Raw genomic sequence first — 14,529 nt, forward strand, 5'->3', positions numbered from 1 at the left:
GAGGTCTTTGAACTCTCCTCAGCACCTGACGTGGCGTGCGAATGTACGCCAGCCGGCAACATCAAGGCCGGACTAACTTTGGATAACGATACGGTAACAGAGCGTAACGATCGAGACGTTCTCACACGCCGCCACCACTGGCAACACACTCGTCACACCAAACACGCGCGCCACCGTTGAGCAGCACCTTTGCTTTGAGTGAAGATCATCACACTCCGAAGACCTCGGCGAAGGTTTCAGCCACCTCTGCGGCCAAGTCCTCCACTTCTTGGCCGCGCGCCTGCGCCACGCAGCGGTACGTATGACCAATCAACGAAGGTTCATTACGCGCACCACGGAAGGGCTCCGGGGTCATGTACGGCGCGTCCGTCTCAATGAGCAGCTGCCCGGCTGGCGCGAGCGCTGCGGCTTGGCGCATCTCCTCGTTGCGCTTGAACGTCACGTTGCCGGCGAAGGACAAAACGTAGCCACGCTCCAGAGCCTCCTTGGCCACATCAAGTGGCGAGGAGAAACAGTGCAGCATGACCTTCGGCGCCTCAGCGCACTCCCCCAGCACGCGCATGAGATCCTCATCGGCCTCGCGGTTGTGGATCATCAGCGTCTTGCCCACCTTCGCTGCCAACTCGGCGTGCCAGTGAAGCGCTTCCTCCTGGACGTCAAGCGGCGCAGTTCGTTCCGGCTCATGATAAATCCAGTAGGTATCCAGACCCGTTTCCCCGATGGCCACGCAGCGCGGGTCCGCAGCCATTTCGCTCAGGCGCGCACGGGCGGCCTCGTCGAGTTCATGCGCCTTGGTGGGATGAATAGCGCAGGCCGCGTACACGTTGTCGAATTCCTGCGCCGCGGCCAAAGCCTTCTCCGCCTCCGCTAGGCCATCGCCCACGGTGACGATGCGCTCAACACCTGCGGCACGGGCACGCTCAACGAGGTCGGCGTCAGCGTCGCGGCAAGAGGCGAGGTGCGTGTGGGCGTCGATAAGCTGGCTCAAACCTTCGGCGGGAACGGGCATGGGGCGTGGCTTCTTCTTAGACATGGCTGCGAGTGTAGTCTTGCGCGCATGATAATCCGTGAAGCGACGGACGCCGACGTCCCCGCAATGACCGCCACCTTAAACTGGGCCATCCGGGAGACCCACTTCATCTTTCGCAGCGAACCCGCCACAGTGGAAGAGCGCACCGAGTATCTCCACCAGCTGCGCCGCGAAGCCTGTCCTTGTTTCGTGGCTTTCGATGACGATGGCGCGTACTTGGGCTGGGCACTCTACCGCCCCTACCGCGATCCTAAGGTGTGGCTGGGCTGCTACGAGACGACGATCTACGTTGATCCCACCGCCCACGGCCGCGGGGTAGGCACGCGCTTGCTCGATGCAGTCGTTCAGCATGCCCGCGAGGCGGAGCAGGTCCATACGCTGCTGGCACTCATCGTGGCGGACAACGTCGCATCCATCAAGTTGCATGAGAAGTTCGGCTTTGCCACTGTAGGAACGTTAAAAGAAGTCAGCCGCAAAGCTGGGCGCTGGATAGACCTCACCCACTTGCAACTCATGGTTTAAGGAACATCATGCACGTACGTCCCGCAGAGCTTGCCGACGCCCCCGCAATCGCCGCCATCTATAATGCCGCCTCCGCCGCGAAGCCGGCCACCAACCTAGTCACGTGGCAGGAGTCCGTCGAGGACCGCGAAAAGTGGCTCGCACAGATGGAGGAGGAAGGTTTTCCCGTCTATGTGGCGGTGGACGATGACGAAATCATTGGCTGGGCCGCCTACTTCCAGTTTGTCACCCCAGCTATCTACTACGGCACGGCGGAGGATTCCATCTATATTGCGGAGTCCGCACGGGGCAAGGGCGTGGGCAGCGAGCTCATGGACACGCTCATGGACCACGCGAAGGAAAATGACTACGTGGAGACGATGATTACCTACATCGTGGACACCAACGAGTCCTCCATTGCCCTGCACAAGAAGTTCGGGTTCGTGGAAACCGGCCGCATGCCCAATATCCACACCAAGGACGGCGTGCGCCTCGGGCTGGTGCACCTGCAGCGCGACTTCGACCGCTCCTAAAGCGGTTTGATGGCCACTAACTCAGGGAGGCGCGTGCCAGCCGCCCCACCACCAGTGACGGCACTGCCATTGTTGCCAAAGATCTGGCCAGATCCCGCGGCGGGCGAGAAACTTTGGCAACAACGGCGACTTCGGCTTGAGCAACTCACCCTGCGCTACGCGGTCACAGACGGCAAACGCGTTAAGCCGGCGCTGCCTGAAGCGGCACAATATCGTCCAGCTCGGCAAGAATTTTGTCCTCTGCGACATCCAAGTCGTAATGGGTCTGCAACCCCAGCCAGAACTGTGGGGACATTCCAAAAAACTTGGCAAGGCGAAGAGCCGTATCGGCGGTAATAGCCCGCTTTCCGTGGACGATTTCGTTAATACGTCGAGGCGGGACCCCTATCGAAACAGCGAGCTTGTGCTGGGTAATCCCCATTTCCTTAAGAAAATCTTCCATCAGGATTTCACCTGGGTGCACTGGGGGGAGCTTTTTAGTGGTAGTCAACGATCTCAACCTCCTCTGGCCCTAAAGCGGTCCACCGGAAGCAGATCCGCCATTGGTCATTGATACGAATACTATATTGACCCCGCCGATCGCCCTTCAACGCTTCGAGCCTATTCCCCGGAGGAATCCGAAGCTCATCTAGCCTCTGCACATAGCCCAATTGCCTCAGTTTGCGAAGAGCTACCGAGTGAATACGTGAATCTATCGAGGACACCCTCTCTCGATTCCATAAGCGCTCTGTATCCCTATCCGCGAACGACTGAATCATAAATGCACCATACCCCCCATAACGCGACACGTCAATAACGCGAGGCGTTAACTCTAACTAACGCTGCAATACAAAAGTTACCGCAACTAAGGAGGACCCCGCTAGGCAGCGAGCTCGTCGTCAATGTAGACCCGCCTAGTCGCGCGCAAACCCGCCATCAGCATGCAAAGGCTGAGCACCATCAGCGCAATCAGGACGGCCGTCCAGTTACCGGTAGCGCCGCGCACAACGCCCACGAAAAGCGGCAACAGCCCCGCCAAGATGTAGCCGCCCGGCTGCACAAAACCGGAGAGTCGTGCGGTCGTCAGCGCACTCCGAGTGCGGGCGGTGAGCAATGCCAGAGCCAGTGGGAAGCACATACCGCCGATCCCCATCATGCAGGCCCAGGCGAGCGGGGCGACGTCGGCAGCCACAAGGACCCCACCCCACCCAGCACAGGTGCACAGCGCCAGCACAATCGGTACGGGTGTTAGGCGGTCCAGGCGAGAAATTAGCCAGGGCATGATCACGCCGCCGGCGATGTTAAAGACACCGATGACAGCAAGTGCCACACTGGCGGTATCCTCACTCACGCCCTTCTCTACCAGCATGCGCGGCAGCCAACCCATTTGGACATAGGCCATGGAGGACTGCAGCCCGAAGAAAAAGAGCATGGCCACCGCCGTGGGCGAAGTGTACATGGGCTTTGGCGCGCCGGCACCGTCGATCGCCCCGTGGGCGACGTCCTTGCCAGCCTGCGGCAGAACCACTATCCACGCCACCAGCTGCGCGATGGCGGGCAGGCACCAGATCCACAGCGCACCTTGCCACGTGCTTTGCGTCACCGCGGACAGCGGGCCAAGGGCGCTGGATACGCCCAGCATCGTGGTGTAGGTGGTCATCAACGCCACCAGCGTGCGGCCCGAACCATGTTGCTTGATCCACGCGGGAAGCAGAACGTTGGCTAGAGCGATGCCGCCGACAACGCACAGGGTCAACGCAATAAACAGCGGGAAGCTGCTCACCCACGGACGCAGCGCCAGGCCCACCACTAGGGCCAGCGTGCCGCCGGTCAAGGTACGGCTGAGCCCGCCCCGCCGAGCAATGGGCACGGCGGCCAAACCCATGGCCGCGAAGCACAGGCCAGGAAGCGCGGTCAACAAACCTGCCTGCCCAGAACTGATCCCAAAGAAATTCTGGATCTGCCCCAGCACCGGTGCCACCGAAGCGATACCGGATCGCAGGTTCAGCGCGGTGAGGCAAACAACGGAAAAGAGCAGGAAGGGCGCAAGCGAGCGCCGAAACGCCGAGCCCACGCCTTTACTTCTGAACCGGGGCCCACTCCGGGCCGGTCTCACCAAGCTCCGGGTCGAGCTTAGCCACCAGCGGCTTCGGCTTCTGCAGCGTTGTACCCGGCGTAATGTCGACACGCTTCCACGCAGCCTGCTGCGCCGCGTAGTCACCGGTGATGATCGGGTACGGGTGATTCTCCGGCGGGAGGTCTACGCCAACGAGTTCGACCGGCATATCATCCACCACGTCTTCAATGCGCGGCTGTGCGGCCCAGACGCCCTCACGTCCCAGGGTCTCGTGCACCTTCTGTGCGGTGAAGGGCAAGAACGGGGTCAACATTACGTTGCAGTCGGAGACCACCTGCAGTGCGGTCCACAGCACGGTGGCCAGACGCTCGCGCTGGGTTTCATCCTTGGCCAGCTTCCACGGCTCCATCGCCGCGACATAGGCATTGGCCTCGCCGACGACGTGCATGATGGCGGTCATGGCCTGCTTGAACTTGGACTGCTCGAGGAAATTCGCGGCGGTGGTGAAGGTCTCCTCCGCCAGTGCCAGGATGTCCTTGTCTGCCTGCTCCAGCGCGGCCGGGGCCGGGACCTCGCCGAAGTTCTTGTGGGCCATCGACACGGTGCGGTTGACCAGGTTGCCCCAGCCGTTGGCAAGCTCGTTGTTGATACGGCGCACGAACTCATCCCAGGTGAAGTCAGTGTCATTGTTTTCTGGGCCGGCAACGGCGATGAAGTAGCGCAGTGCGTCTGGGCCGAACTCCTCGAGGAAGTCCTTGACGTAGATAACGACGCCCTTGGAGGAGGAGAACTTGGAGCCGGACATGGTCAGGTATTCCGAAGACACAATCTCCGTGGGCAGGTTGAGCTCACCGTAGGTGTGCAGCTCACCGCCCTTGGAGCCCTTGCCCGCGTAGCCCAAGAGCTCTGCTGGCCAGATCTGGGAGTGAAAGGTGATGTTGTCCTTGCCTTGGAAGTAGTAGTGGCGTGCCTGCGGGTTCTGCCAGTAGTCCTTCCAAGCCTCCGGGTTGCCGGTGCGGTGGGCCCACTCGATGGAGGAAGACAGGTAACCAATCACCGCGTCGAACCACACGTAGAGCTTCTTCGCGCCGTTATCCTCCCAGCCTTCGACCGGAATGGGAATGCCCCAGTCGATGTCACGGGTCATGGTGCGCGGGCGCATATCCTCCAGCAGGTTGAGGGAGAACTTGAGAACGTTGGGACGCCAGTCCTCGCGCGTCTTCAGCCACTCTTCGAGGACGTCCTTGACCGCAGGAAGATCCAGCAGGAAGTGCTCGGTATCGATGAACTTCGGGGTTTCGCCGTTGATCTTGGACACCGGGTTGATGAGATCTACCGGATCGAGTTGGTTGCCGCAGTTATCGCACTGGTCACCGCGCGCGCCATCGGCACCACACAGCGGACAGGTTCCCTCGATATAGCGGTCAGGCAAGGTACGGCCCGTGGACGGCGAAATGGCGCCCTGGGTGGTCTCCTTAATCATGTAGCCGTTCTCGTACAGCCCCTTGAACAGCTCCTGCACCACCGCGTAGTGGTTGCGAGTGGTGGTGCGGGTAAAGAGGTCATAAGACAGGCCGAGCCCAGCCAGGTCGGTGACAATCTGGCGGTTGTAGCGATCCGCCAATTCACGAACCGTCACGCCTTCCTTATCCGCCTGCACGAGCAACGGGGTGCCATGCTCGTCGGTACCGGAAACCATGAGGACGTCGTTGCCACGCATTCGCTGGAAACGGGCGAACACGTCGGAAGGAACACCGAAACCCGCCACGTGTCCGATGTGGCGGGGTCCGTTGGCATAGGGCCAAGCAACATTAACGACAACTGTCTCAGTCATGGCCCCTACTCTATCGAACACCCCCTCACCGGCAATGCAGTGAGGGGGTGTATGAGAGAAATGCTCGCGCCAGAACTAGTTCTTGTGGCTGTGCTGGCGGCGGCGGGCCTTGTAGGCCTGTTCGCGCTGGAACTCGCGGTGCAGGCGACGCTCACGCGCCAGCTTGCGCTGGAAGGCCTGGGACTCGCGGTACTCGCGGTAAATTACGTCGTTGCTCAAGTCCTTGTAAATAGCGAACATGAGGCCGACGAGGATGAAGAGGAATGGCAGCGCCGCCACGATGGTGACGTTCTGCAGGTTCGACAGGGCATTCTCGCTCGACAGCAGCAAGGTCAGGCCGACAGCCGCAGTGAGCACACCCCATGCCGCGGACAGCCACGGCTTGGCGGTGGTAGCGCCAGACTGGGACATCGAGCCCATGACTGTCGACGCCGAGTCGGCCGACGTAATGAAGAACGTGGCAAGGAGCAGGGCGGCGACGATGCCCGCGATGAAACCACCGGGGAGGTTCTGCAGCAGGTTGAACAGCTCCTGCTCGGCAGACTCACCGGAGATGGAGTTGCCGTTCTGCTCCATGTGGATGGCGGTACCGCCGAAGATGGCAAACCACACCGTGGAGACACCAGCCGGGACGAGAAGCACACCAACGCAGAACTCGCGGACGGAACGGCCGCGCGAAATGCGGGCGAGGAACATGCCCACGAACGGCGACCAGGAAACCCACCAAGCCCAGTAGAAAATGGTCCAGGTAGATAGCCACTCGCCAGCGTTTCCGTTATCGGACTCAGCGGTACGAGCGATCATCTCGGTGAAGTTCGCCAGGTAGTTACCAATGGAGCCTGGGATCTGGTTCAAAATCGACACGGTTGGGCCGAAGACGAACACGAAGATGGCCAGCAGAGCCGCCAAGACCATATTGGTGTTAGAGAGGTACTGAATACCTTTGCCTACACCCGACATGGCCGACAGAATAAAGGCCAAGGTCAGCACGAGAACGATGCCGATGACGACGTTCTGCGTGGGGTTCTCAATAATTCCGGAGGCCTGCAGGCCTGCCTGAATCTGCATCGCGCCGAGGCCCAGCGAACAAGCGGTGCCAAAGACGGTGGCGAAGATGGCCAAGATATCAATGATCTTGCCTGCGAATCCGTCGGCGGCGCGCTGGCCAATGAGCGGCACGAAGGCCTGGCTCAACAACTGCTTGCGGCCAATACGGAAGGTGGAATAAGCGATGGCAAGCCCCACGATGGCGTACACGGCCCATGGGTGCAGGGTCCAGTGGAACATGGCCGTGGCCATTGAGGTTCCTACCTCATTCTCACCATGGCCCGGAACGCCGTTCTTAAAGTAGTTGAGCGGCTCGGAAGCACCATAGAACATCAAGCCGATGCCCATGCCGGCAGCGAACATCATCGCAATCCAAGAGACCGTGGAGAATTCCGGTTCCTCGTTAATCTTGCCCAAACGAATGGTGCCGAACTTCGAGGCCGCAACGCAGATAACGAAAACCACAAAAATGGTCCCGAAGAGCACATAGGCCCAGCCAAAGTTATTCACCACGAAGCTCAGAGCATTGCTGGAGAAGGAGGCAAAGCTCTCTGGAGCGGCCAAGCCCCATGCCACAAAGGCGGCAACGAGCAGGCCGGCGATTCCCACAATGGTCCAGTCGATCGGTGAATCAATGCCGCCTGGGCCAAACTTCTCGTCCTCTTCCTCCTCCACCGGCGCGGGAGCCGCCTCAGGATTGAACGCCTTGTTGGTGAGCATATCCTGGAGCTGGCTTGTGGCCGAGGCCTCCTCGAGGCGCTCGTCGACGGTGCGGTATTCCTCTACCGCGGCCGGCGAGCTCTCGCCTTGGGGCACAGCCGAAGACACCCCCGTGTCCTTTACATTGTCTGCATTCGTCGAGTCTGTCATACCTCCCGACCTTGGTGCTGTCTCATCAACTAGTCAAACTAAAACGGAAACAAAAAGACTATTCACCACATGCATTTCGGGCATATAGCGTTCCTAAAGCGTCTGTCACGAGCTTCTTTGCACGACCGCTATTCCACCGCAGCTGCCGAATCTGTACCGCAACTGTGCAGCTTGCCAGCTTGTTCGGAGGCACTTCCGAGGTATGGCATCCCTACCGCGCATGCCGCGGCCACGCCGGGTGACATAACGATGCCATAACGATTGGCCCAAAAGAGACGGGCATCACCAGAATTTATTGTTAAAGCTCAGCCGCGCGCGGCGAGGTATGCATCATAAAGTTCACGGTTGGACCACTCGGTTCCCGCTGCTGCTTGCTTGCAGGCATCCTTGGCCCGCACGCCCCGCTCAACCTCCGCACGGACCTGCTCCACGAGGGCCTCCAACGACACGGGTGCGGCATCCCCGCCCTCGATGACGACGGTGATTTCACCCCGCGCATTCTCCTGCGCCCACTCGGCAAGCTCGCCCAAGGTGCCACGCTTGATTTCCTCGTAGGTCTTCGTCAGCTCACGGCAGACCGCAGCGCGGCGCTCCGCGCCGAGGATCGCTGAGGCGTCGCCAAGCGTCTGCGCTAGCCGGTGCGGGGATTCAAAGAAAGCAATGGCACGGCGCTCCCCCACGAGGGACTCCAGCCAGGCTTTACGCGGTCCGGGTTTGCGCGGCGGGAAGGCATCGAAGAGGAAATGCCCCACCCCCAGTCCGGAAAGTGCAAGCGCAGTCGGCACCGCCGAGGGCCCCGGGAAGCAGGTCACGGGCACATCCGCTTCCACCGCAGCGGTGACGATGGAGTGCCCAGGATCAGAGACCAGCGGCATGCCAGCATCCGACACCACGAGAACCGTGCCCGTCCGGGCAGCGTTGACGAGCGCGCGCGAGCGTTCCTCTTCATTGTGGTCGAAATTGGAAACCACCTTGCCGCGGATCTCTACCCCCAGCGCCTGGGCCAAATTGCGAACGCGGCGGGTGTCTTCCGCAGCGATCACATCCGCGTGGCCCAACGCCTGCATCAATCGGGCAGAAGCATCACCGGGATTTCCCAGCGGCGTGGCGGCCAGGATGACTCCACGCGGCAGGGGTTCAAGCTGAAGACTCATACCCCCAGCATGGCACACGCACGCTAGACTCTTCCGCGTGAGTATCGCAATCCCTACTGATCGATCTGGCCGCACCAGCCGCGCGCGCGTCCCCGCCGCCCGCGGCATCCATACCCGGCCAGCTCCCCCTGCTCCCCGGCACTACACCTGGACCAAGGCCGACACGATCAGCACCGCCATCATCGCCGTGCTGGCTTTCATCACGCGTTTCGCAGGTCTCACCGCACCGGTCTCCGAGGGAACTCCTGTCTTCGATGAGAAGCATTACGTGCCGCAGGCATGGGACATTGTCACCAGCTGGCACAACCTCTTCCTCGGCGGCATCGAGTCCAACCCGGGCTACGGCCTGGTTGTGCACCCACCGCTGGCCAAACAGATTGTCGCGATATCGGAGGCCATCTTCGGCTACACCCCACTGGGCTGGCGGGCCATGGCCGCGCTCTTTGGCGTGGGCACCGTGCTACTCACCATGGCGCTGGCACGCCGCTTGTCCGGTTCCTGGCAGGTGGGCTTCCTCGCCGGCCTACTCGCCGTGTGCGACGGCGTGCTGCTCGTGGCCTCCAAGTTCGGAATGCTTGACATCTTCCAGGTCTTCTTCATTGTCGCCGCCGCTTGGGCCTTGGCGCGGGATCACCAGCAGATGCGCGAGCGCCTGCACGCCGCCTTCCTGTCAGGCACGATGGGGGACTCGGACTTCGGCCCACGATTTGGCTTCCGGTGGTGGCGTTTTACCGCCGGCGTTTTCCTGGGTCTAACGCTGGCCGTGAAGTGGTCCGGCCTGTACTACATCATGTTCTTCGGTCTCATGAGCGTTTTCTCGGATCTCGCTCTGCGCCGCTTGTATGGCGTACGCCGCTACATCGTGGGCACGCTGGTACGCGATACCCCAGCAGCCCTGGCCTCACTCGTTGCGGTCCCCGTAGCCCTGTATGCGTGGTCTTGGCGCGCCTGGTTCGCCGATGAGACCGCCGTCTACCGCCACGCCAAGGTTGACGGCACGATCGAGGATGGCTCTTGGCTGCTCCACCTCCCCGAGCCTCTTGCCGGTTGGTTCTACTACCACTCCTCTGTGCTGGAGTTCCACGCCTCCTTGACCTCCTCAGGTGGCCACAGCCACCCCTGGGACTCCAAGCCGTGGGCTTGGCTGGTGGCCGCACGCCCGATCCTCTACTACTCCTCCACGGACATCTCTTGCGGGGACGGCGGATCCTGCCGCAGGATGCTGTACCTCTTTGGTACCCCGGTCATTTGGTGGCTGGTCATCCCGGCGGTGCTGTGGGGGCTGTGGTCCCTGCTCGTTCGCCGCAACCGCGCCTTCCTCATCCCGCTCGTGGGCGCCGCGGCGGGTTTCCTGCCCTGGCTCATGGTCTTCGACCGACAGATGTACTTCTTCTACGCCACGGCGTTCATTCCGTTCGTCATCGTGCTGATCTCTCTGGCTTTGGGGCAAATGATTGGACGTGGACGGGTTCTGCAATGGCGCTGGCTCACGGAGCTTTTTGGGGCCGCGATGCCGCTGGGCACCTTCCTTACCGTGTGCTACGCCGCGCTCGTCGTGGCAATGTTTGCCTACTTCTCCCCGATTCTCTACGGCTACCTCATCCCGGATTCTTGGTATCACTCCATGATGTGGCTACCGTCCTGGACCTAAGCCCCTGGCCCTACCCCCCCTCTGACCCAAGCCGCTTAGGCTTGGGCCCTTAGACTCGGCCTCGTAGACGTGGCCTTTAAGGCTTAGCGCGGGTTAGCTGACAACGTCCTATACACGTCCCGTAGCAAGAAGCCCCGGTCGGCCGCCCACGCCCACCCCAGGCTGGCCGTTGCGAGACCGGTGCCAATGAGGATATAAACCTGCTCCGCGACAACGCTGCCCAAGGCAAAGTCGCGCATGGTAAAGCCGCACAAGAACGCGAATATCGTGCAGACCACCGGCAGCAATCCAGGCGCTGAGGCTGGGCGCCAGGCGGCAAAAACTAAACCGCTCGCCAGACCGAAGCGCAGCGCCGCAGCCTCCATCAGAAGGTGTGCGCGCTCCGGGTCGGCCCCTTCCGCGAGGGTTCCTTCACTGCCCAGGGTGGTCAAGCCGGAAGCACTGACGACGACCACGATCGCCCAGATCAGAAACGCCACGGCCAACACTCCGAGAGCTACCCGAGCCAGCGTGAGCGATGCCTGCCGCGCGCTGGAGGCCCGCTGCCACTCCGGCTCCACGCCAGCCAGGATGACTTCCGACAAGTCCTGCGGCGGCAGGCCCTCAGGCTCCACGAGGCTCAGTGAGCGAGACAAGGCCGCCGCCTTCTCCCGGAAGGCGGCACACTCCGGGCAGCCGGAGACATGCGCGTCAATGACATCGGGCGCCAGCTGCGGGGCTTCCCCATCGAGCTGCGCGGAGATCGCCGCTTGCACCTGCTCATGCGTCAGCACGGCTCAACACCCCATCCACACTCGCCCGGCCGGAGCCGAAGACAACGATCATGAGCAGCGACACGATGAGAACCAGCGGGTACTCGATGCCACCATCGGCGGCGAAGAGGCCATTGCCCATATGCACGAAGTACAACGCACATGCCATAAGCAGCGCCAATGCCCCTGCCACAAAGGTGGTGAGCAGGCCGACCACGAGGGCCGCCCCGCCCAGCATCTCTGCGAAGGCAGCCAAGTACGCTGAGGTTTGCGGCTGCGGGACGCCCCATGCGGAGAATTGACCGGTTACCTCGTCCATACCGCTAAAGAACATCTTGTCCACACCGTGCGCGACGAAGATAACTCCCAGCACCGCGCGGAAGATGAGCAGCGCGGCATCGCGTACGGCGGGTCTATTCATGGTTCATAGACTACCCTGGATGACCACCTCCCTCCGAAAGGACTCCCCTCCTACCATGCACATGTGGACCTCGCTGGACACTCCGCTCGGCCGTCTTCTCCTTGTCTCCTCTAAGCGGGGTTTGTCACGGGTGTATTTCCCCGGTGAATCCCCAGATCTCAGCGGTCTGCAGCGCCTCCCCGATGGCCCTACCAGCGCCCGACACCCCAGTACTGCGAATGCTGGTGTTGCGGGGGCCGACGCTCTCGTCGCCGCTGCCCAGCAGATCACCGAATATTTTGCGGGCACGCGCAGGGACTTTGAGCTGCTTCTCGACGTCCCCGCATCCCCGCACACATTCCGCGACCGCGCGCAACGTGCGCTGCGCGCTATCCCGTTCGGCGAGCGCTGGACTTATTCGCGCCTCGCTGGCGCCGCCGGTAGTGCGCAGGCCGCCCGCGCTGCTGGAAGCGCCTGTGCTACGAACCCGCTTCCCATCGTGGTGCCGTGCCACCGCGTCGTTCCGGCAAGCGGCGGCCTCGGTTCCTATCGTGGGGGCACAGCCGCGAAGCAGATGCTGTTGGAGCACGAGGCCACGCTCTGCGGCACGAGGCCGTGAGAGCCGTGGGGAACCAATGAGCGGATTCTGCAGTCTAAGAAGGCATGACTAGTACACAGATGGCAAACGATATGAGACTTGTTTATGACTCCGCGGGGCTTGGCCGCCCCGCCTGGGCAATGACCTCCCCGCTTCTCCAAGAGTATTACGACACCGAATGGGGCATGCCCGTCCATGAGGAATCCGCCCTGCTGGAACGCCTCTGCCTGGAAGGTTTCCAGGCCGGGTTGAGCTGGGAACTAGTGCTGCGCAAGCGCGAAGCCTTCCGCGCTGCCTTTGTGGGCTTTGATGCAGACCTACTGGCCAGCTTCGGGGAGGAAGAAGTCGAGCGCCTCATGAACAATGCGGGGATCATCCGCAACCGTCTGAAAATCAACGCGGTGCTTAACAACGCGAAGGCCACGGTGGCCTTGCGGGAGACAGGCGGGCTCGATGAATTCATCTGGAGCTTCCTGCCCGCTGACACGATTGCGCCGGAAAGCGAAGAGGATATTCCAAAATACACAGAAGAAGCCTTGGACATGTCCAAGGCTTTGAAGAAGGCCGGCTTCAAGTTCGTCGGCCCGGTGACGTGTTTCTCCCTGATGACGGCCATCGGGATGGTTGACGCCCACCTAGTAGGCTCCCATCGCCGCGGCACATCCGGCATCTGGCCGGCCTAGGGGCCGGGTGGATTAACCGACTCGGCGGGCTGCTAGGTCATCGCGGCGCTGGCGCGAAGAGGGATGGGGACCGTCGAAGCCATCGTCGCTATCGCCCTCCGAGTAGACGGGCAGGTAGTCAAAGTCCGGGCTTTCATCATCGATTTCTAGGATGAGCGCGCCTGGACGGCGCAGGTTGGGCGGCAATGACTCGGCGGGGTTCTCCGCATTGCGCACCCCCAAACGAGCGCGGCGCAGGTGGTAGACGCGTCGGCGCAGCAGCTCCCGCTCGCGGCGCACCTGGGCGCGCAGGGCCACCAGGTAGACCATGGTCATAACGCCGGCAATACCCGCCAACCACCACGTCCAGCTCCCCACAACAATACCCAGGCAAACCGTGGCCACCACTGCTACCGCCAAGCCGATGAGCGTGCGCTGGCGGCGCTGATAACGCGTGGCGGAGGCTTCCTTTTCCTTCACCGGATCCCAGCCACCGCGGCCCAGGCGGCGCTGGGCGAAGGCCAGTTCCTCGGCGGACAGCTCGGTATCGCTTCCGCTCATTTCCTCGTCCTCAGTCTCAGCAGCAACAAGGTCTAGGCCCTGCGGGACGGCGGCCGAACCTTCCTCTGCGCCTTCGGCATCAGTGCTCTCCGCTTCAACCTCTGCTTCATCGGAGTTGCTCACATCAGACGCAGCCGGTGCTTCCTCCACCGCGTCGATGGCACCCGGATACATCAGATCAACCGGCGAGGTATAGGTCTCATCGAAGTCATAGGCATCCTCGGCCACGCCGGCGTTAGCAGGAGCCGTGAATACCTCGGCGGCATCCGCCTCAACGTTCTCAGCCTCCTGCTCCGACCCATGATCATCCTCGGCAGCGTCGTCGGAATCGTCCTCGAGCTCAAAGTCTGCCTCGGCGTCCTCAGCTTCTACGACTTCGCCATCAATCGTGTCCGCCACTACGGACTCAGCAGCGCTCTTTCCTTCGGCATCGCCCTGGAGCGACTCCGCGGTATCAGCAACCCCCTCGGCCTCAACCAGCTCATACTCGGCCTCCTCATCGCTGGCCTCCGCTGCTGCCGGAGCGTGCGGGCGGATATCGTCCTTGCCCAGGCGCGGTTTACGGCGGCCCGGCACCGAGCCGGAATCTCCTTCGAAGAGCACGCGGGTCTCTTCAAAGGCCTCACCTGTGTGGCTCATCGGACGCTGCGAGCGCAAAAGCAACGGAGCGAGGATGAAGAGCCACAGCACGATTACGAGAATGATCGGCACGGCAGTCATCATGTGGCTGAGTCCCACTTTCAGGGGTCGACGAAAAAAGGGAATATAACTAGGCCCCTACTCTAGCTGCCCAACCCCGCCCCGTGGGCACCAACGAACCCCTAAATTACAAGGTTGTTACTCAAGTGAAAGTAGAGGTAGTTGACCTAAACAATCCCCG

At 61.7% G+C, this 14,529-nt stretch carries 15 protein-coding genes; 5 read left to right on the forward strand and 10 right to left on the reverse strand.

Annotated features, from left to right (window positions below; genetic code table 11):
- Positions 1 to 208: 208 nt before the first annotated feature.
- Positions 209 to 1,033: a TatD family hydrolase gene (locus tag HMPREF2565_RS12195; RefSeq protein ID WP_046646942.1), complete on the reverse strand. Its 825-nt coding sequence runs from the start codon at positions 1,031 to 1,033 to the stop codon at positions 209 to 211.
- 24 nt (positions 1,034 to 1,057) lie between these two features.
- Here HMPREF2565_RS12195 and HMPREF2565_RS12200 point away from each other — a divergent pair, with 24 nt between their 5' ends.
- Positions 1,058 to 1,552 (forward strand): GNAT family N-acetyltransferase, encoded by a 495-nt coding sequence (locus HMPREF2565_RS12200; RefSeq protein ID WP_080975046.1) that lies wholly within the window; start codon positions 1,058 to 1,060, stop codon positions 1,550 to 1,552.
- Between the two features lie 8 nt (positions 1,553 to 1,560).
- A complete protein-coding gene (locus tag HMPREF2565_RS12205; protein ID WP_046646944.1) occupies positions 1,561 to 2,064 on the forward strand; it encodes a GNAT family N-acetyltransferase in 504 nt (167 codons plus the stop codon).
- 181 nt (positions 2,065 to 2,245) lie between these two features.
- Here HMPREF2565_RS12205 and HMPREF2565_RS12210 read toward each other — a convergent pair whose 3' ends face one another.
- The 6 genes from HMPREF2565_RS12210 to rsmI form a co-directional block, all read right to left on the reverse strand.
- A complete protein-coding gene (locus HMPREF2565_RS12210; protein ID WP_046646945.1) occupies positions 2,246 to 2,506 on the reverse strand; it encodes a HigA family addiction module antitoxin in 261 nt (86 codons plus the stop codon).
- 34 nt (positions 2,507 to 2,540) lie between these two features.
- A complete protein-coding gene (locus HMPREF2565_RS12215; protein WP_046646946.1) occupies positions 2,541 to 2,822 on the reverse strand; it encodes a type II toxin-antitoxin system RelE/ParE family toxin in 282 nt (93 codons plus the stop codon).
- Positions 2,823 to 2,923: 101 nt separating this feature from the next.
- On the reverse strand, positions 2,924 to 4,117 hold the full coding sequence (locus HMPREF2565_RS12220; protein ID WP_046646947.1) for an MFS transporter: 1,194 nt from the start codon (positions 4,115 to 4,117) through the stop codon (positions 2,924 to 2,926).
- A gap of 4 nt (positions 4,118 to 4,121) precedes the next feature.
- Positions 4,122 to 5,954 (reverse strand): methionine--tRNA ligase, encoded by a 1,833-nt coding sequence (gene metG / locus HMPREF2565_RS12225; RefSeq protein WP_049154222.1) that lies wholly within the window; start codon positions 5,952 to 5,954, stop codon positions 4,122 to 4,124.
- A 75-nt stretch (positions 5,955 to 6,029) separates the two neighbouring features.
- A complete protein-coding gene (locus HMPREF2565_RS12230) occupies positions 6,030 to 7,871 on the reverse strand; it encodes a BCCT family transporter (protein ID WP_046646949.1) in 1,842 nt (613 codons plus the stop codon).
- Between the two features lie 305 nt (positions 7,872 to 8,176).
- On the reverse strand, positions 8,177 to 9,025 hold the full coding sequence (rsmI, locus tag HMPREF2565_RS12235; RefSeq protein ID WP_046646950.1) for a 16S rRNA (cytidine(1402)-2'-O)-methyltransferase: 849 nt from the start codon (positions 9,023 to 9,025) through the stop codon (positions 8,177 to 8,179).
- Between the two features lie 37 nt (positions 9,026 to 9,062).
- Here rsmI and HMPREF2565_RS12240 point away from each other — a divergent pair, with 37 nt between their 5' ends.
- Positions 9,063 to 10,676, forward strand: a complete 1,614-nt coding sequence (locus HMPREF2565_RS12240) for a dolichyl-phosphate-mannose--protein mannosyltransferase (protein ID WP_141745920.1) — start codon at positions 9,063 to 9,065, stop codon at positions 10,674 to 10,676.
- Between the two features lie 83 nt (positions 10,677 to 10,759).
- On the opposite strand, the gene HMPREF2565_RS12245 is transcribed toward HMPREF2565_RS12240, so the two are convergent.
- Together HMPREF2565_RS12245 and HMPREF2565_RS12250 are read right to left on the reverse strand one after the other, a co-directional pair.
- Positions 10,760 to 11,449: a zf-HC2 domain-containing protein gene (locus HMPREF2565_RS12245; protein ID WP_046646951.1), complete on the reverse strand. Its 690-nt coding sequence runs from the start codon at positions 11,447 to 11,449 to the stop codon at positions 10,760 to 10,762.
- Positions 11,436 to 11,849 (reverse strand): DoxX family protein, encoded by a 414-nt coding sequence (locus HMPREF2565_RS12250; protein WP_046646952.1) that lies wholly within the window; start codon positions 11,847 to 11,849, stop codon positions 11,436 to 11,438. The genes HMPREF2565_RS12245 and HMPREF2565_RS12250 overlap by 14 nt, the downstream gene beginning before the upstream one ends.
- A gap of 19 nt (positions 11,850 to 11,868) precedes the next feature.
- Between HMPREF2565_RS12250 and HMPREF2565_RS12255 the strand changes: the two genes are divergently transcribed.
- Both HMPREF2565_RS12255 and HMPREF2565_RS12260 read left to right on the forward strand, forming a co-directional pair.
- Complete coding sequence (locus HMPREF2565_RS12255; RefSeq protein ID WP_232751606.1) at positions 11,869 to 12,447, forward strand: methylated-DNA--[protein]-cysteine S-methyltransferase; 579 nt, start codon at positions 11,869 to 11,871, stop codon at positions 12,445 to 12,447.
- Between the two features lie 44 nt (positions 12,448 to 12,491).
- Positions 12,492 to 13,109 carry a DNA-3-methyladenine glycosylase I gene (locus HMPREF2565_RS12260; protein ID WP_046646954.1) on the forward strand — a complete coding sequence of 206 codons (618 nt, stop codon included), beginning with the start codon at positions 12,492 to 12,494 and terminating at the stop codon, positions 13,107 to 13,109.
- Between the two features lie 12 nt (positions 13,110 to 13,121).
- Here the strand turns inward: HMPREF2565_RS12260 and glpR are convergent, their stop codons facing one another.
- Positions 13,122 to 14,372 carry a divisome protein SepX/GlpR gene (gene glpR / locus HMPREF2565_RS12265; protein WP_071407473.1) on the reverse strand — a complete coding sequence of 417 codons (1,251 nt, stop codon included), beginning with the start codon at positions 14,370 to 14,372 and terminating at the stop codon, positions 13,122 to 13,124.
- Between the last annotated feature and the right edge of the window lie 157 nt (positions 14,373 to 14,529).

Source organism: Corynebacterium sp. HMSC072A04, from assembly GCF_001809235.1.
In the GTDB taxonomy this organism is placed as follows: domain Bacteria; phylum Actinomycetota; class Actinomycetes; order Mycobacteriales; family Mycobacteriaceae; genus Corynebacterium; species Corynebacterium hiratae.